Here is a 17,779-nt window from a genome sequence, read left to right as displayed (position 1 = left end):
CGAGTTACGGTACAATGTGAGCTCTGGAATAAACCTAATATATGATGGCTGCCGAGGAAATTATGAGCTTACCAAATTGTCCGAAATGTGATGCTGAATATACGTATGAAGATGGCGCGCTGCTGGTATGCCCGATGTGTGCTCATGAATGGACAGTGGCAGAAACCGATGTAGCACAATCTGAAGATCAAGACGCGGTCATTCGCGATGCCGTTGGTAATGAGCTGCAAGACGGCGATGCCGTGACCGTGATTAAAGATTTGAAAGTCAAGGGCTCTTCAACCGTCATCAAAGTAGGAACAAAAGCAAAAAGTATTCGTCTATTGCCAGATGCGTCCGATGGTCATGATATTGATTGTAAGCTTGATGGCTATGGTCCGATGAAACTTAAATCATCGGTAGTTAAAAAAGCTTAAGCTATACATTTATTGTGAAAAAAATAATACAAATTACTGAATAGACAATCCTTACGTATAAAATCACTAAATAAAAAACGATTAAATAGAGAATAACTATGAGCACTAAAAATGAACAATTATTCGCGCAAGCACGTAAGCATATCCCTGGCGGTGTAAATTCGCCTGTCCGAGCTTTTGCGGGTGTCGGTGGTACGCCAATCTTTATGCACCGTGCCAATGGTAGCAAAATCTATGATACCGAAGACAATGCTTATATTGATTATGTTGGCTCTTGGGGTCCAATGATTTTGGGTCATGCCCATCCAAAAGTTATTGATGCGGTCAAAAAAGCGGCTGATGATGGTTTGAGCTTTGGTACGCCAACGCCATTTGAGACCACCGTTGCCGATAAAATTTGCGAAATCGTCCCGAGTGTTGAGATGATTCGTATGACCAGCTCAGGCACGGAAGCGACGATGAGTGCGATTCGTTTGGCACGTGGTTATACTCAGCGTGACAAAATCGTCAAGTTTGAAGGCTGCTACCATGGTCATTCAGACAGTCTACTAGTAAAAGCGGGCTCAGGTATGCTTGATATTGGTGAAGCAACGTCAAAAGGCGTTCCAGCAGATTTTGCTAAGCATACTATTACGCTTCCGTATAACAATCCGCAAGCGATTAAAGATTGTTTTGAAAAATGGGGTAAAGAGATTGCCTGCGTTATCTTAGAGCCTATCGCTGGTAACATGAATATGGTCATTCCAAGCCAAGAATTCCATGATACCTTGCGTGCAGAATGTACTGCCAATGGCGCAGTATTGATTTTTGATGAAGTGATGACGGGCTTTCGTGTTGGACTTGGCGGTGCGCAAGCGCACTTCGGTATCGACCCTGATTTGACTTGCTTTGGTAAAATCATCGGTGCAGGATTGCCAGTTGGTGCTTTTGGCGGCAAAAAAGAAGTCATGTCTTGCATCGCGCCACTTGGCGGTGTCTATCAAGCGGGTACGTTATCCGGTAATCCGCTGGCGATGCGCGCCGGTATCGCCATGTTTGAGGATTTAACGGCAGACGGTTTCTATGATGAACTATCAGCGAAAGTAGATCATTTGGTTGATGGTTTCCAAGCGGCTGCTGACAAGCATGGCCTCAATATGCGTACCAATAAATTGGGCGGTATGTTTGGAATGTTCTTTGTCAAAGACAGTGCGACGACTGTACCTCAAAACTTTGATGATGTGACTGAGTGTGATATGGAGCTATTTAATACCTTCTTCCACGGTATGCTTGATCGCGGTATTTATCTGGCACCGTCTGCTTATGAAGCAGGCTTTATGTCTATCAAGCATAGTAACGAAGATATCGAGGCGACTATTAAAGCCGCTGATGAAATATTTGCAGAAATGGCAAAAGCGTAACACAGCAGTTTTAGGCGTTTAAAAAAACCAGCATAGTGACAAGATTACTGTGCTGGTTTTTTTATGAATAATAAAGGCAGTTGTGTTTATCGCACTTTATCAAACTTACGGTCTCTCAGACTCAAATTACCGCGCAGCACATCCGCATACATACGAAAATCACTAGCAAAGCTTTTTAAAGGAAATTTAAAAGAGGCGGGTTTATTCTTTTCAAAGAAAAAATGTCCGACCCAAGCGCAAGCGTATCCTGCGGCAATACCTTTAAGTAAGGGTTTTGCTGAGCGATTCTTAACAGATTTTGCCAGTCCAATTAACCCAAAGCTACTGCCTGCAAAATGCAATCGACGGCAAGCCATATTTTGATGCTCATCAAGATAAAAGTCATAAAATGACGGTTTGTCTGAGCTATCCATTTTTATCAGATTGTTCTGGCTGTCTTTTTCAGCAGTAATTTCTTTAGTTTGTGACGTTTGCGTAGGGGTGTTATTCATCGATTTGGCTTCCTTGTAGGTTATGTCTCATCTATCCGTAATGAGTCTTGTCAGTAGAATGAAATAGCTTGATACCATAAAGCTCATAGGTAAGTACTTGTTCTCTATTATAATATAGACAATAGTGGTGGTAGCAAGCCAATATTAAACAAATAATGGCTAAGGGTAGAAGATGTTTTTTGCTTCAAAAAGTATCTATCCTGTTTTTAGCCGCTGTTTAGCGGTTGTTTTCGCTTACTTGCCAGCGTTTGGCATAAATGTTTTAATGGCAAAACTTGCCATCATTTATGTGATTATTATCTTTTTTATATATGGTAGTCCTTACTTTAATCCAACGTACTTTCTATTTTAAAAGCCTAAACCCTTTTAATTATCTTTTGATCTGACACGGTAACGACCTTACTTATGCCCAAAGACAACCTAAAAAATCCACCACTCGCAGAAGATGAACTGATGGCAGCCATTGATATTGGCTCCAATAGTTTTCATTTAGCCATTGCTCGCCTCGATCATGGTGAAGTGCGAAAAGTGGTGTCTATGTCTGAAAAAGTTCAGTTAGCTGCAGGACTGGATGAGCATAATATTTTGGGTGCAGCAGCGGAGCAGCGCGGTTTAGACTGTCTCAGCCGCTTTGTGGCGCGTCTAGATTCGGTGCCTCCTGAGCGTATTCGTATTGTTGCGACCAACGCCTTACGCCAAGCCAAAAATGCCAATGATTTTATCAGCCGTGCCAATAAAATCTTACCCAAGCCTATTGAGATTATCGCGGGACGAGAAGAAGCGCGTTTGATTTATCTAGGTGTCTCGCATACCAATGCCAGTAGTGACAAGCGTCTGGTTATCGATATTGGTGGCGGCTCAACAGAGTTTATTATTGGTCAAGAGTTTGATCCATTATTGACTGAGAGCTTACAGATGGGCTGTGTTGCCTTTACGCAGAAGTATTTTGCTGATGGGCAAATTACCAAAGAAGCCTTTAACAACGCCATATCGGCTGCGCGCAAAGAAGTACTGGCGATCAATGGGCGCTACCAAAAAGTAGGCTGGAGCAGCGCCATTGGATCGAGTGGTACGATTAAAGCGGTACGTAACGTCCTTGTTTCAAAAGGTTGGGCAGACGAGCAAGAGCGCATCACTTATAAAGGTGTTAAAAAGTTAGAAAGATTATTGCTTAAAATTGGCAACGTTGATGACATTGATTTAGAAGGCGTCAAAGAGCACCGTAAAGCCGTATTTCCAGCAGGCGTTGCGGTATTACGAGCAGTCATGAAGGTGTTGGGCGTAGATGCTATTACTTACTCAGATGGCGCGCTACGCGAAGGTGTCATGTACGATATGCTTGGACGATTTGCCAGTGAAGACGTACGTGACCGCAGTGTATTGGCACTGATTAAGCGCTATTCAGGCGATAAAAAGCAGGCTAAGCAAGTAGTCAAAACCAGTCGACACCTTTTTGGGCAAGTGCAAACTAAACTTGGACTCAGTACGGAAGATGGCGATCTACTCAGGCGAGCTGCATTTTTACATGAGATAGGACTGGCGATTGCTCATAGTAGCTATCATAAACACAGTGCGTATTTGATGGAACATTCTGATATTCCAGGGTTTTCACAAGTCGACCAAAAACGTATGGCACAGCTGATGTTAAATCATCGCCGTAAGCTCAAAGCAGATATGTTAGAGCAGACGTGTACTATCGGCGGTGATCAGCTCGTTTATCTGTGCTTGCTGTTACGTTTGGCAGTACTGGCACATCACAGTCGCAGTGATTATGAATTACCAACATTAGAATTAAAAGTAGATGATGACAATCATTGGCAAATCATGGTTGGTGATAGCAGCGAGCACTACGCTTTCTTATTATCTGATTTGCAGACTGAAATAGAACAATTTGCCAAATGGGGCGTCAAACTAAGCGTCATTGAGGTTTAATTTTTTTATCAGCTAAAACTGTTAATAGATTACTTGATTAATGCGGTTAGAAATAACATAACAAAAGCGGTGTTGTCGGTAATGTTATGGCATATAAGATGTGCTATTATAGTTTTTATTGAGTTTACAACTGTACTTTCATTATCCTAAAGCCGATAACGATGTTATTATTAAATATAACCATATTGAACATAGCTCTATTAAGTATAACTAAGAAAGGGAAGCGTCTATGAGTACCGTCTGGGATAGCGTTCAGCTTGCACGGCATGCCAAACGTCCATTGTTTATGGACTATGTGAATCAGCTGTTTACCGAATTTGATGAGTTGCACGGCGACCGCGCTTTTGCTGATGACAAGGCAATCCTGGGTGGACTTGCGCGCCTAAACGGTATGCCAGTGATGGTCGTTGGTCAACACCGTGGTCGCAGCACACGCGAGCGTATTGAGCATAACTTTGGTATGGCAAACCCTGAGGGCTATCGAAAAATCATTCGTTTGGTCAAAATGGCTGAGCGCTTTAATATTCCGGTTATGACCTTTGTCGATACTCAAGGAGCTTATCCGGGTATTGGCGCAGAAGAGCGTGGACAAGCACAAGCCATTGCTGAAAGCATCGCTGTGTTTTCTAGTTTAAAAGTGCCTATCATCGTCACCATTATTGGTGAAGGCGGCTCAGGTGGCGCATTAGCGATTGGCGTTGGTGATAAAGTGAATATGCTACAAAATAGTATTTACTCCGTCATCTCTCCTGAAGGCTGTGCTTCTATTCTATGGAAAACTGCCGAAAAAGCGCAAGATGCCAGTGAAGCCTTAAAGTTAAATGCTATCAATCTGTATCAAATGGGCTTGATTGATGCGGTCATCGACGAAGGTGAAGGTGCTCATATTCAGCCACAGCCAGTAATGACGGCATTAAAAGCTCTATTGGTTGAGCAATTGGATGAGCTGAAAGATTTAGATACCCATACGCGTTGTGAACTACGTTATGAGAAATTCAAATCGTTTAACTCAGAAGTCATGTTGCCTTGCTAGTATGTCCTGTGTCTAAATAGTTGACAATCAGCTTTTAGCACTAGAGGCTTACGCTTAATGTTAAAATAAAAACGTGTCATGTTATGGCGCGTTTTTTTTGTCAATTAATTCATATACTAACTAATGAGATAAGGTCAATGATGAGCAGCAGTGCAATCCTACCACATCCTATTGAGCCAATAGCTGAACTGCCGATTGACGATAATTTGGCAAAGGCATTATTGAGCAGTATGTCTGAGTATGGCGAGCAGCTACAGGGTCGGCGAATTTGGCTGGCCTGTAGTGGTGGGCGTGATTCATTGGCACTGGCAGCTCTATGTGTGCAACTCTATCAGCAAGGTCAACTGCCATTTTTACCGCAACTATTGCATGTCAACCATGGCTTGCAAGCGGATAGCGCTATTTGGGCGAGGCATGTTGCTAACTGGGCAAAAGCTCAAAAGATACCATGCACTATTTTGCAAGCACACGTAAATGGACATGATGAGCAAGCCGCACGGCAAGCACGTTATGATGTGATGCGTGCGCAACTCAATCAAGATGATGTATTACTATTAGCCCATCATGCTGATGACCAAGCTGAAACTGTGTTGATGCGGTTGATTCAAGGCGCAGGAGTAAATGGTCTGTCGGGTATGCAGCCGTGGCGTGTACAAACGCAGGACGCGCATCGCATCATATTATGGCGACCTTGGCTCATTATACAGCGCGCCGATATCAGCGCCTATGCTAAGCGCCTAAAGCTGCCTTATATCGATGATCCCACCAATGACGGCGGTGATAATGTTCGTAGTGGACTGCGCCGTGACATCATGCCAGTATTAGCGAAATACAATCCTAACGTTATTGATAACATAGCGCGTAGCGCGCAGCTACTAAGCGATGCGCAATTAACGGTTAATGCACAAGCGGCAAAAGATTTACAGTGGACAGAGGTAGCATCATTACAGCTATCATCTGCCCAGCGTGTGCTAGATATAGATGAACTACAAAAGCTACCACTTTATCGCCAACGACAACTATTGCATTATTGGCTTGGTCAAGATGAGCCATTACCGCCTGCTAAGCAGCTTGTCGATAACGTATTGAGCTTAAGCCAGCGTCATGATCATGATCATCAAACGGAACTGTTTTGGCAAGGACGCAAACAGTCATATACTATTCGCCGTTATCGTCAGCAGCTTTATCGACTTAGTAATGAGTGGCTAGCATGGCTAAAAATCCCGCTTATCGAACGAACGCAAACCTTACTCGATCTTACTGTGGCTGATACTTATAAGGTGGATAGTGAATCATTTTCAATGACCTTACGTAGTGATGATACATTTGCTTGGCACGTGCAGATTATGCCAAATGACGTAACGCGACTATTAGAAAGCGATAAAGATAAGCTTAGGATTACCTTTGCGCCATTAGATCGCAATCAGCGTGTGCAAACCGCATTGGCGTCGCGTCCACAATCGGGCAAAAAGCTCTATCAAACCTTAGGTATTCCATCATGGATGCGTGAGAGTTTGGTAGTCGTTAGCGTGACTTTGATAAATAAAGAAAGTAGTGAAAACGAGCTTTTAGAGAACGATTGCCCGATAGAACAACCTATTTTATTATTATCACCTCTTGAAAACTGGGTATTAGCTTCTGATAAGTTGTTAGAAAGCAATCCTCATTATATAGAAAGTGCTATTAGCAACTGTTTAACTGTACCTAGCTCGTTTTGATGTTTGTTACTCAAAGACTTGAGTAGGGTAGATCTTCATTTTTTTTGATTATTTTGATATCTACTATTTGTGTATCTTTATAATTTTCTCCACTTTTTTCACCATTACAGATAAAACCGAATTTTTTATAGAAATGAATGGCAGGCGCGTTATCCTCTAATACCCATAAATAAAAATTTGCATTGATATTAAAACTCAATATGGCTTGCAATGAAGTGTTCATCAATTCGGTGCCTATACCTCGCCCGTGATATTCTGATAAAACATAGAGAGTTGTGATTTCATAGCTATTATTTTTAGTAAAATATCCAATAAATCCCAGGCTCTTATGATTAGCATCATAGGCTATCCAAATGATGACATCCGGATGAGTGATCACTTCCTGCCACATTTTCGTTTTTTCAAGAAGATTGTTTTTATGATTGATATAAGACTTAGGTAGCAGATTCAAGTAGGCGTCATGCCAACTTTTACAATGAATATGAGCAATATCCGCAAAATCTTTTGAATGAGCTTTACGAATGCAAAACATGTTTTTCCCCTGTACCACTCTACTTAAACGACTTTTTAATCTAACAGGTAAGCTGTGTGATATTTGATGTTAATTTAGTATCTCAATTAAACGGTAGTACTAGTAGTACTATTAGTTAGCGTTTGAATTTCCCGAACAGCGCCAGTAGCAGTATGGTAAACTGAGTGTCATTTTACCTATCATTATGTTAGTTTGAATACCTTTGGTTTTTTGAATAGGAGACATGTATGTCAGTATTAGATAATAAGAAAATCAGCTTTATCGGTGGCGGTAATATGGCGCAGGCTTTGATTAGCGGGCTAGTCAGCTGCGGCGTCAAACCGAGTCTGATTACTGTTGCTGATCCGAGTAGCGAGGCGCGCGAGCAATTGGTTGCTAAGGGATTGAATACGGTTGATCCAACTGCTGATGCAAAAGCTGCCGTTATCGATGCTGACATTGTGGTGCTGGCGGTTAAGCCGCAAGTGATGAAAGCGGTGGTCAGTAGCTTTGCGGATGTCTTAGACAAGCAGCTGGTGATTTCAGTGGCAGCAGGTTTGTCAACTGAGCTTCTATCTGACATGTTGGGTAGCTATGACAATATTGTCCGTGCAATGCCAAATACACCTGCAATGATTCAAATGGGCGCAACGGGTCTGTACGGTACTGATAATATTTCTGCTGAACAGAAGCAATTGGCAACGGCGGTCATGGAAGCATCAGGATTGGTCATGTGGGTCGATAATGAAGAACAAATGCATGCGGTAACAGCCGTATCAGGGTCAGCACCAGCGTATATGTTTTACTTTATTGAAGCTATGGTTGATGGGGCAGTGGCTTTAGGTTTGGATAAAGAGCAGGCTTCAGCATTGGCGATGCAAACCATGTTAGGCGCGGCAAAAATGGCAATGGGTAGCGAAGATGCGCCAAGCGAGCTACGTCGTAAAGTGACCTCACCAAACGGCACAACCCAAGCCGCCATTGAATCAATGCAAGCCAATGACATTGGTCGTCAAATTGGTGAAGCCATGCAAGCGTGCTACGATCGCAGCCAAGCCTTGAGTGAAGAGATGAGCAAATAATCATCTTTATAATAGAGGTAGTATTTTATAAAATGCTGCCTCTGACTGGTTATAATAAATGCCTGATAATGACATTCGTCATTCTAAAACCTGTTAATAATGTCACATTGAGTAGCGCTTCATGAACAACATGTTATTGCAAATTTTTGATTTGGTCACCACCTTCGCCATGATGTTGGTGTTTATTCGTTTTATGCTGCAGTTTGCAGGGATGGATGCTAGCAATCCTATGATTGCGCCTGCCTATAAAGCGACCCATATCGTCGATGTCTTTGGACGTATTTTCCCAACCGTTGCACAAGGTCGTATTAGTATCGCTGCCATCGTCCTGATGTTTTTGATTCGTCTGATTGATATCGCAGGAAAAGCAGCATTAACACATAAGGGTATTGCGCCAGTCCCATTGTTTTTTACCGGTACTATCAGCTTGGTTTTAGACTTTTTACGTATGTGCCGCTACTTGGTGATTGGTTCTATCATCGTTAGCTGGATTGTGGTTTTTACACAGTCTCAGCATCCGCTTATCGGTATTATTGTTAATTTAGCAGAACCTATTTTGGCACCGTTTCGCCGTATTACGCCAAACTTAGGCATGATTGACTTATCACCGATGATTGCCTTTTTTGCCTTTTACCTACTCGAAATCTTCATCGGTGGTTTGGCATCAAGCTTTATGCCGATGTTAGGTTAAGCCAGTTAAGTTAAAAAGATTTTCGAGATAATAAAATTTCAAATAAAAAAGGCGCTCTATACAAGATAGAGCGCCTTTTTTATGTTCGTTATTTAGATAAAATTATACGATAAATACTAAGTGCTAAAAGCGTACAAAGCGGTTGGGTATCAATTGGGCGTTAGCATCCTCAGGGTACGGTGCATCAGCGGCGCGCAGCGTTTTGGTAATCCAGCTATCTGCCGCCTTTATCGCCTTAATAAGCGCATCACCCATCGCTAAGCGCCCAGCGATAAAGCTCGCTAGTGAACAGCCAGAGCCGTGAAATTCGCCTTTTAGACGTGGTAAGACACTTTTATGTACCATCTCGCCTTTTATGTATAAATACTGCTCAATATCACCGCTATCGAAGTCGTGTGAGGTTTTGACCAGTACTGCATGAGTGCCTTGTGCACATAACTTCTGAGCACCTATATGTAAGTCTTGTTCAGCACTCAAGGCGCGCAGCTCATGAGTGTTAGGGGTAATCAAGGTGGCATAGGGTAGCAGCTGTTTAAAGGCGCTGACTAGCGTCTGCTCATCGCCTAAGCTACCACCACTGTTGGCGACCAATACTGGGTCCAATACAAAAGGAGTACCCTTAACAATAATCTCGTCAGCAAATAACTGGGTGAGCATAGTGATATTATCAGTCGTACCAAGCATGCCTGACTTAATGACACTGACAGATAAGTCATTAAGTACAGCGCTGGCTTGATCTTTAACTAAATTTGCGGCACAAGCTTCAAAGCCAAATACCTGTTGCGAGTTTTGTATGGTAATAGCCGTACAAGCGATAGCAGCATGAGCGCCTGCTTGACCGATGGCTTCTATATCCGCTTGTAATCCAGCACCACCTGAGGGGTCTAAGCCTGAAAAGCACAATACGACTGGTCGCATAACACATCCTTTGATATCTTTTATAATAAGTGGTAAATACTATAGCCATCTACTGCCAAAAAAGCCATAAAGACCGATAAATCGATAATTATGCAAAAAGCATGATTAAAAGGACAGACAATGCTTGCAATTCGTTTTGGCTTTGCTATAATACTCGCCCACGGCATAAGACGTATTGTTAGCATCAGTACTATGTTTAAAGAGGTGTTTTTATAAAAAATACTTTGATAAGTGTCTTAAATCGTTAGGTGAAGTGGGTGAGTGGCTGAAACCAGTTCCCTGCTAAGGAACCATACGTGTAAGCGTATCGAGGGTTCGAATCCCTCCTTCACCGCCATTTATTCGTTGTTATTAGAGTAATCACGCAAAAACGGCGTTAATTATCTTCTGTTTTGTTAAAATAAAAATTAATTTGATTTTAATAAAAAAAGATATTGACACAAGCGAAATTATCTATATAATGACCAACCTAATTTACTGTAATTGTTATTAACAAAGCAGTAAATGATGTGTAAAGTACGCGCTTGTAGCTCAGTTGGATAGAGCACTTGGCTACGAACTAAGGGGTCGGGAGTTCGAATCTCTCCAAGCGCACCATTTTACATCATCGCCTATTTACTAAATCAATCGCCTGTCTTATGACAATTTGGCGGTTTTTTTACGTCTGCGATTTCTTTATATCCAATCGACTATCCTGAGTATAGTGTACGATAAGTGCCTGAATTACGGTACAATAGCGCTATTATTCATTGCTTGCTATGAGCTGGTACCATGTCAAAGAGTTTATCTAAACGTCCGTCTAAATCCGCTGCTAAAGCCAAAAAATCTGCAACTCATATCTCTGAGGTTGAAGAGCTAGCGATTGCTAAACCCAGCACCCGCATGGCAGCGATTCTTTATGATGGTATGCTGATTTTAGCATTATTATTTTTGGTAGGGACGGTGCTGACAGTGGTTGGCACCTTGTTGACGATGGAGACGGGTAGCGAGTCGTCACAAGCTCAATCACTGCCAACATGGTATCAAAACGTTATTATGACACCCTCTTTTATCCTGACGTTGGTAGGGTTTTATGGGTTGTTCTGGCGTCGCGGTGGGCAGACATTAGGTATGCAGACTTGGCGGCTTAAAACCGTTAATAACAACGGTCATCTGCTCACGTGGGGGCAATCCTTTAAGCGTGTTCTAGCAGCCAGTATCATGCCACTTATATTTGGTCTCATTGGTAGTGTCATCGGTGGCTCGCGTGCTATTTTATTGACCAGTGTCTTTCTGGGCTTTGTTTTTAATTATGCTTTTTGCCTATTCAACTCACGTGGTCTCGCAGTGCAAGATATGCTATCGAATACCATTACCTTAAAAATGCCAAAAACAGAGAATGAAGGACTATGGCGAGTGATTAGAAACCGCAAGCGAGGAAAATAAACCGCATTATCATTGCCATAGTCTGTCAACATACTTTAAGCCTTACATATTGGCTGTTTGCATCAGCCATAAAGTATAGCCGACAAAGAATAAGACCAAAGTCGAGCCAGAAGTGCGACTGAATGGACGCTTACTCATAAAGGCAAAAACCGCCATAGCTACCAGTAAGAGCGTGACCAGACCCATCGCCAATATATCACGTGATAAGATAATTGGGCTGACTGTGATTGGCGCTATAAGCGCTGCGAGACCAACGACGCCCAAGGTGTTAAATATATTAGAGCCGATAATATTACCCAGTGCCATGTCGTGCTCACCTTTACGCGCGGCTGATAAGCTTGCGACCAATTCAGGTAGCGAGGTTCCAATAGCAACAATAGTCAGACCGATAATCAGCTCGCTCAATCCCCAAAACGTTGCCAGCTCAACAGCGCCCCAGACGATGGCTTGCGAGCTTGCTACCAGCATTGATAAGCCAATGACTAAACTGCCTAAACCGCGCATCAAGCTAGGATGGTTGTCCTCTGTACCGCTCAAATTTTCTGTAGTAGCCTCTTCATCATTTGATTTGCTTTCACGTAAACTAAGAATGATCTGAATTCCCAACACAATAACCAATGATGCCAATAGTACTAGACCATCAGTTAGGCTTAATAGCCCATCACGAAGCTGCCACGCTGCCAATGCAGTGATGACTACCAGTATTGGCAGATCGCGCTTGATGACACCTTTATGAATGATAATAGGGCTAATGAGTACCGTTGCACCCAAGACCAAAGCAATATTGATGATATTAGAGCCATACGCATTACCCAGTGCTAGCTCAGGGCTGCCTTCCAATGCTGCCAATGCAGAACGACCATCTCAGGGGCAGATGTGCCTACTCCTAATATGATAACCCCGATTAAGAAGCTGGGCGCATTAAACTTTTTTGCCAATGCTGTTGCGGCATCAATGAAGACATCGGCACTCCAAACAAGAATCGCAAGACCAATCAATATTGCAATAACTGCCAACCACATTTAGATAACTCCTTCGTTAGAGATAAAAAACAGATATTGGATTTTGAGCAAGCTTATGTCATATAAAAATGGCATAAAAAAAAGCTGAATCACAATCTGGATTCAGCTTCGATATAAGTACAAGTATTTTAATGGGATTTTGACAGAAATGGCAACCGTGTGACCATGTATTTACTCATGGTTTATGTAACAAGTTCTTAAATGATTTTCTTAGGCCACTTGTACTGGAATAATATTTGCGGTGTCTTTAACTGTATTGTCTTCATTGCAATACACCAGTCTTGGCTGATACGTTGACGCTTCAACTTCATCAAAATGTGCATAGGCACAGATGATAACGATATCGCCTAGGTCTGCCATATGAGCCGCTGCACCGTTTAAGGAGATAATACCAGAGCCCGCTTCAGCGCGAATAGCATAGGTGCGAAAGCGTTTGCCATTGGTGACGTTATAGATGTCGATAGATTCGTTTTCACGCAGACCGGCAAGGTCTAACAAATCACCGTCGATACCGCATGAGCCTTCATAGTGAAGTTCGGCATGAGTAACACGGGCACGATGTAATTTGCACTTGAGCATATTAAGTAGCATAGATTGCTTCCTTAGTGTAACGGATATAAATGAGTCAAATCAAAACGTTAATGGGGATTAACTTGCTAAAATAAAAGGCTATTATAATTGAAACACCATTCATTCAGGTAATTTAAAACCATTAATTTGCGAACGTGCTTTTTCGACATCACCGCCTAATAGTAAAGGCAGGGCGTCAAAAGCAGCAGATAATGCACTATCAATAGCAATTTGCTCATCTGGCGCAGCTTTTGAAAGCACATGACCACTGACTTTAGACTTGTGACCCGGATGACCAATACCCACACGCAGACGATGGAAGTCGTTGCCAATATGGGGGGTTATGTCACGCAGACCATTATGACCGCCATGACCACCGTCAGTTTTGAGTTTGATGCTACCAGCAGGAATATCAAGCTCATCATGGGCGATTAACAGCTCGTCATTATCAATGCCATAAAATTTAACCATGGGCACGACCGACTGACCTGATTTATTCATAAAAGTCAGCGGCATCAATAGACGCACGTCATGCCCATGAATCTGCCCGCGTCCTGTCACTCCATGGAATTTTTTGTCGGGGGCGAGAGTGATATTAAACTGCTGAGCCAAATGAAGGACGAACCAAAATCCTGCATTATGGCGCGTAAACATATATTCCTGACCCGGATTACCAAGACCGACTATAAGCTTTATGGCCATAAAAACACCCTGCTTGACTATAATAAATGAGTGGTCAGGTCTGATTTCTCAAACCTTACTTACAAAAACAGCAGGAGATATTCATCACCTGCTATTTTTTTTGACTGAACGAACCTTACATTATATAGACAACAATAAGTCGCTATATAAAGCCGGTTTATTACTCGCCGTCTTTGCTTTCGTCAGTACCTTGCTCAGTCGCAGGTACGTCAGCGGCATCAACTTCAGCAGCTTCGTCAACTTCTTCAACCGTTGGTGGCTGCATGTTCACGATCGTACGGTCATGACCATCTTCTAATTCAAGCTCAGCAATAACCACGCCTTCAGGAAGAGTGATGTCTGACAGACGGAACAAATCGCCAATTTCCATACCAGATACATCTATTTCTAGATATTCAGGTAACTGTGATGGTATGCAAACGATTTCGATGTCAGTTACTAGTGTTGATAGAACACCACCAGCCTTAGTACCAGGCGCTTCTTCACGACCAGAGAAATGAACAGGAACATTCATGTTGATTTTCTGACCTTTCACAACGCGCTGGAAATCAGCATGCATTGGGAAACCTTTAGCAGGATGGCGTTGCAAGTCTTTAATAACTACTTGATGTTCTTCGCCATCTACATTCAAAGTCAAGATGTGTGAGAAGAAAGCTTCAAATTCTAGTGATTTTACTAGCTCATTGATTTTGATAGAGATAGCGGTTGGCTGCTCACCACCACCATAGATGATAGCAGGAACTAGGTTCTGCTTACGTAGGCGGCGGCTCGCACCTTTACCTTGAAGCTCAGCAGAACGATCAACTGCGTTTAATGCAAAATGATTAATAGTCATGGATGTAATCCTATAGAAAAATGATGAAGTGTCTGGTCATAAAAAAGTGGATTTGCGACCAATCCACTAATACGTGATGATAGCTAGTATTTGTCGTGCGTGATAAACGCCGATAATCAAATCTAGCCATGTGCTTAACCTAATGATTGCCATGATAAAAATTATCAAGAAAATCATTATTTTAAACGTGATCAGCACTTTTAATAATACCGACTGTTTTAAATCATAAAAAACGGTCAGCACAGGCGCGCATTATACGTGATTGGCTAATAATAAGAAAGACCTACGTAAAATAGCTGGGCAAAACCCTTATGCAAGATCCTTATGAAAAACACCTATACGAACAACAGCGCAAAACTGTTAATTAAAATCATTAAACAAAAAAAGCGCCAAGTAATGAAACTTGGCGCTTTTTTCAATCTACGATAACTCTTAAGCGTCAAACATCGCGCTGATAGATTCTTCGTTATTAATACGGCGTAAGCTTTCAGCCAACATTGGCGCGATGCTCACTTGACGAATCTTGCTACAAGCTTTGGCAGCATCAGACAATGGAATGGTATCAGTAACGACAATCTCATCTAATTCTGATTCACTGATGTTCTTAAGCGCATTACCAGATAATACAGGGTGGGTGATATAAGCCACTACGCGGCGTGCGCCATTTGCTTTAAGCGCTTCGGCAGCTTTACATAGCGTGCCAGCCGTATCGACCATATCATCAACGATGACACAATCACGGTCACGGACGTCACCAATAATGTGCATCACTTGCGACTCATTGGCACGGGCACGACGTTTATCGATAATCGCCATGTCAGTATCGCCCAACTGCTTAGCCATCGCACGTGCACGAACCACGCCGCCAACGTCAGGAGAGACAACCATGATGTTATCATAATCTTGTTTTTGTAGATCGTTAAGCAATACAGGCGTGCCGTAGATATTATCGACTGGGATGTCAAAGAAACCCTGAATCTGATCTGAGTGCAAATCAACGGTCATCACACGATCGATACTAACGATGTTCAACATGTCAGCAACGACTTTAGCAGAGATAGGCACACGAGCTGAACGAGGGCGACGGTCTTGACGGGCATAACCAAAATACGGCATGACTGCTGTAATACGACCAGCACTAGAGCGACGCAAAGCGTCTGCCATCATCATGATTTCCATCAAATTGTCGTTGGTCGGTGCACAAGTAGGCTGCATGATAAACACGTCTTTACCGCGCACGTGTTCTTTGATTTCTACGGCAATTTCGCCATCAGAAAAACGCGTGATGTCAGCTTTACCAAGAGGTATATGGAGATGATCGGCTACGGTTTTTGCTAATTCTGGGTGGGCATTGCCCGTAAAAATCGCCAAATAAGGCATGACAGAAGTCCTATTGATTGACTCAAGCAGCGACCGCTAAGCAGTGTCAAACTGCTCAAATTCAGAAAAGAGTGGTGAAAAAGATTGATGACTACTATTACAGTAAAAAATGGCAGGGGTAGCTGGACTCGAACCAACGGATGTCAGGATCAAAACCTGATGCCTTACCAACTTGGCTATACCCCTGTAATGTCTAGGCTGTGTACGTCGATATCTAAAAGCAACTTTTAATAAAAGTTATTATTAGAATAGCGTCACGACCTGTTCGTTATCTGATAAACGGAAAAACCGTCTAAAACATAACTTTTCCCTAACGGTGTTCATTGCGAACTATACCGAAACTGGGATAACATTGTCAATGTCGATAAGATAAGCGGCTGTCTATAAACTGCTTATAATAAGCACACATCTAATGCTTTGAGCTTAAAAATGGCAGGGGTAGCTGGACTCGAACCAACGGATGTCAGGATCAAAACCTGATGCCTTACCAACTTGGCTATACCCCTATTGAGGCGACCTATTATAATTAAATTTTCAGATTTTGCAAGTCATTTGCGCCTTTTTATAGCTTTTATTAAAAAATAGGTTAGAAATAAAACGGGTATTGGATTCATAAAACTTTTTACGCTGTATCTATAGCCCTTTACTTTCACACTATAGCTCAAATCTAACTCATAAATTACGAACTAAATAGGCAGGACAGGGCGCCCCTTCAATCCACTTTGCCAAACGCGCTCTATCAGATATCACACCTGCATCCAATGGCAAAAACACTGCGCTGCCTGAGCCAGTCATACGAGCTGTGCCCAATGCTTGAGTCTCTAACTCTTGCAAATAGCGTAGTGCTTCATTGACGGCAGGAGCAAGACTGGTGACCACTGGAGTAAAGACATTTTGATAAGGCGTGTTTAAAGGTTGCACATAGTCATTGGACTGGTTTTGAATGGTCTTAATTGATAGCGGAGCGATATCTCGCTGTAGCTTGGGGTGCACAAAAAGCTTGGCAGTATTAACGTGAGCATTAGGGGTCAATACTAAATACTGTTGCTCGGGCAAATCAATCGCTGTCAGCTCTTCGCCAATGCCCATCGCAATAGCATCTTGTCCAAAAATAAATATCGGCACATCAGCGCCAATGCTTGCGCCAATTTTTATCAGCCTATCTTGATCAAAATTAATCTGCCATATTTTATTTAAGACTAATAATGTCGTCGCGGCATTGGACGAGCCACCACCTAAGCCTGCGCCCATTGGTAAGTACTTATCTAACCTCACTGACACTTTCGGTAGATTCTTAGGTAGCGAATTTGAGTCTATGGCAGCTGTCAGTAGGGCATTAGCCGCTTTAAAGATCAAATTGTCCTCTATGCTGCTGGTTATGGTGTCGGCACCACTTAGCGTAAGCAGCTGACCACACAGGCTACTATTATCTACAGCGCTATTGTCTGCTACGCTATCAATAGTAATTATTAATTCATCTGCTACTGAAAAATGCAAATAATCGCCCCAATCGAGCAGGCGAAACACCGTTTGCAAATTGTGATAACCATCAGCGCGCTTACCGGTAATATGCAAAAATAAATTAATCTTTGCTGGTGATAAGCGCATGATGACAGATGAATTAGTAGCGTTCTTAATCATAAATGATGGTCA

16 protein-coding genes, 4 tRNA genes and 1 pseudogene are annotated in these 17,779 nt (G+C 42.5%); 10 read left to right on the top strand and 11 right to left on the bottom strand.

Annotated features, from left to right (window positions below; genetic code table 11):
• The first annotated feature begins 62 nt into the window (after positions 1–62).
• Together FQ083_RS04420 and hemL are read left to right on the top strand one after the other, a co-directional pair.
• Positions 63–416, top strand: a complete 354-nt coding sequence (locus FQ083_RS04420) for a zinc ribbon domain-containing protein YjdM (protein ID WP_149408980.1) — start codon at positions 63–65, stop codon at positions 414–416.
• 98 nt (positions 417–514) lie between these two features.
• Positions 515–1,816, top strand: coding sequence for a glutamate-1-semialdehyde 2,1-aminomutase (gene hemL / locus FQ083_RS04415; protein WP_149408979.1), 1,302 nt, complete (start codon positions 515–517; stop codon positions 1,814–1,816).
• Positions 1,817–1,902: 86 nt separating this feature from the next.
• Here hemL and FQ083_RS04410 read toward each other — a convergent pair whose 3' ends face one another.
• On the bottom strand, positions 1,903–2,307 hold the full coding sequence (locus tag FQ083_RS04410) for a DUF962 domain-containing protein (RefSeq protein ID WP_011512546.1): 405 nt from the start codon (positions 2,305–2,307) through the stop codon (positions 1,903–1,905).
• Positions 2,308–2,712: 405 nt separating this feature from the next.
• Here FQ083_RS04410 and ppx point away from each other — a divergent pair, with 405 nt between their 5' ends.
• From ppx to tilS, 3 genes are all read left to right on the top strand, one after another.
• Complete coding sequence (ppx, locus tag FQ083_RS04405) at positions 2,713–4,239, top strand: exopolyphosphatase (RefSeq protein WP_133103900.1); 1,527 nt, start codon at positions 2,713–2,715, stop codon at positions 4,237–4,239.
• Between the two features lie 229 nt (positions 4,240–4,468).
• The gene (locus FQ083_RS04400) at positions 4,469–5,272 is read left to right on the top strand and encodes an acetyl-CoA carboxylase carboxyltransferase subunit alpha (RefSeq protein ID WP_011512548.1); all 804 of its coding nucleotides are present in this window, start codon (positions 4,469–4,471) and stop codon (positions 5,270–5,272) included.
• A 140-nt stretch (positions 5,273–5,412) separates the two neighbouring features.
• Positions 5,413–6,990, top strand: coding sequence for a tRNA lysidine(34) synthetase TilS (gene tilS / locus FQ083_RS04395; protein ID WP_149408978.1), 1,578 nt, complete (start codon positions 5,413–5,415; stop codon positions 6,988–6,990).
• 10 nt (positions 6,991–7,000) lie between these two features.
• On the opposite strand, the gene FQ083_RS04390 is transcribed toward tilS, so the two are convergent.
• Positions 7,001–7,522: a GNAT family N-acetyltransferase gene (locus FQ083_RS04390; RefSeq protein WP_149408977.1), complete on the bottom strand. Its 522-nt coding sequence runs from the start codon at positions 7,520–7,522 to the stop codon at positions 7,001–7,003.
• 227 nt (positions 7,523–7,749) lie between these two features.
• On the opposite strand from FQ083_RS04390, the gene proC reads away from it, so the two are divergent.
• Both proC and FQ083_RS04380 read left to right on the top strand, forming a co-directional pair.
• Positions 7,750–8,583, top strand: coding sequence for a pyrroline-5-carboxylate reductase (gene proC / locus FQ083_RS04385; RefSeq protein ID WP_149408976.1), 834 nt, complete (start codon positions 7,750–7,752; stop codon positions 8,581–8,583).
• A 121-nt stretch (positions 8,584–8,704) separates the two neighbouring features.
• Entirely contained in the window at positions 8,705–9,274 is a 570-nt protein-coding gene (locus FQ083_RS04380) for a YggT family protein (protein WP_011512552.1), read from the top strand.
• Positions 9,275–9,397: 123 nt separating this feature from the next.
• Here FQ083_RS04380 and FQ083_RS04375 read toward each other — a convergent pair whose 3' ends face one another.
• The gene (locus FQ083_RS04375; RefSeq protein WP_149408975.1) at positions 9,398–10,192 is read right to left on the bottom strand and encodes a hydroxymethylpyrimidine/phosphomethylpyrimidine kinase; all 795 of its coding nucleotides are present in this window, start codon (positions 10,190–10,192) and stop codon (positions 9,398–9,400) included.
• A 247-nt stretch (positions 10,193–10,439) separates the two neighbouring features.
• On the opposite strand from FQ083_RS04375, the gene FQ083_RS04370 reads away from it, so the two are divergent.
• The 3 genes from FQ083_RS04370 (at position 10,440) to FQ083_RS04360 (ending at position 11,617) form a co-directional block, all read left to right on the top strand.
• A tRNA-Ser gene (locus FQ083_RS04370) sits at positions 10,440–10,529 on the top strand.
• Between the two features lie 183 nt (positions 10,530–10,712).
• Positions 10,713–10,789, top strand: a tRNA-Arg gene (locus FQ083_RS04365).
• 174 nt (positions 10,790–10,963) lie between these two features.
• Positions 10,964–11,617 (top strand): RDD family protein, encoded by a 654-nt coding sequence (locus FQ083_RS04360; protein ID WP_149408974.1) that lies wholly within the window; start codon positions 10,964–10,966, stop codon positions 11,615–11,617.
• Between the two features lie 42 nt (positions 11,618–11,659).
• Here the strand turns inward: FQ083_RS04360 and FQ083_RS04355 are convergent.
• From FQ083_RS04355 to ispE, 8 genes and pseudogenes are all read right to left on the bottom strand, one after another.
• Positions 11,660–12,639, bottom strand: a pseudogene (locus tag FQ083_RS04355) (calcium/sodium antiporter).
• Between the two features lie 210 nt (positions 12,640–12,849).
• Positions 12,850–13,230: an aspartate 1-decarboxylase gene (gene panD, locus FQ083_RS04350; protein WP_011279481.1), complete on the bottom strand. Its 381-nt coding sequence runs from the start codon at positions 13,228–13,230 to the stop codon at positions 12,850–12,852.
• A gap of 99 nt (positions 13,231–13,329) precedes the next feature.
• Positions 13,330–13,911: an aminoacyl-tRNA hydrolase gene (gene pth, locus FQ083_RS04345; RefSeq protein ID WP_011512556.1), complete on the bottom strand. Its 582-nt coding sequence runs from the start codon at positions 13,909–13,911 to the stop codon at positions 13,330–13,332.
• A gap of 160 nt (positions 13,912–14,071) precedes the next feature.
• Entirely contained in the window at positions 14,072–14,746 is a 675-nt protein-coding gene (locus tag FQ083_RS04340; protein WP_011512557.1) for a 50S ribosomal protein L25/general stress protein Ctc, read from the bottom strand.
• Between the two features lie 432 nt (positions 14,747–15,178).
• Positions 15,179–16,126 (bottom strand): ribose-phosphate pyrophosphokinase, encoded by a 948-nt coding sequence (locus tag FQ083_RS04335; RefSeq protein ID WP_011512558.1) that lies wholly within the window; start codon positions 16,124–16,126, stop codon positions 15,179–15,181.
• 110 nt (positions 16,127–16,236) lie between these two features.
• Positions 16,237–16,312 (bottom strand) — tRNA-Gln (locus FQ083_RS04330).
• A 244-nt stretch (positions 16,313–16,556) separates the two neighbouring features.
• A tRNA-Gln gene (locus FQ083_RS04325) sits at positions 16,557–16,632 on the bottom strand.
• A 166-nt stretch (positions 16,633–16,798) separates the two neighbouring features.
• The gene (gene ispE, locus FQ083_RS04320; RefSeq protein ID WP_149408973.1) at positions 16,799–17,767 is read right to left on the bottom strand and encodes a 4-(cytidine 5'-diphospho)-2-C-methyl-D-erythritol kinase; all 969 of its coding nucleotides are present in this window, start codon (positions 17,765–17,767) and stop codon (positions 16,799–16,801) included.
• Positions 17,768–17,779 lie beyond the last annotated feature (12 nt).

This window comes from Psychrobacter sp. ANT_H59 (assembly GCF_008369225.1).
GTDB lineage: Bacteria > Pseudomonadota > Gammaproteobacteria > Pseudomonadales > Moraxellaceae > Psychrobacter > Psychrobacter cryohalolentis.
The sequence above is the reverse complement of the archived record's forward strand: the minus strand, read 5'-3'. Positions and strand labels throughout refer to the sequence as shown.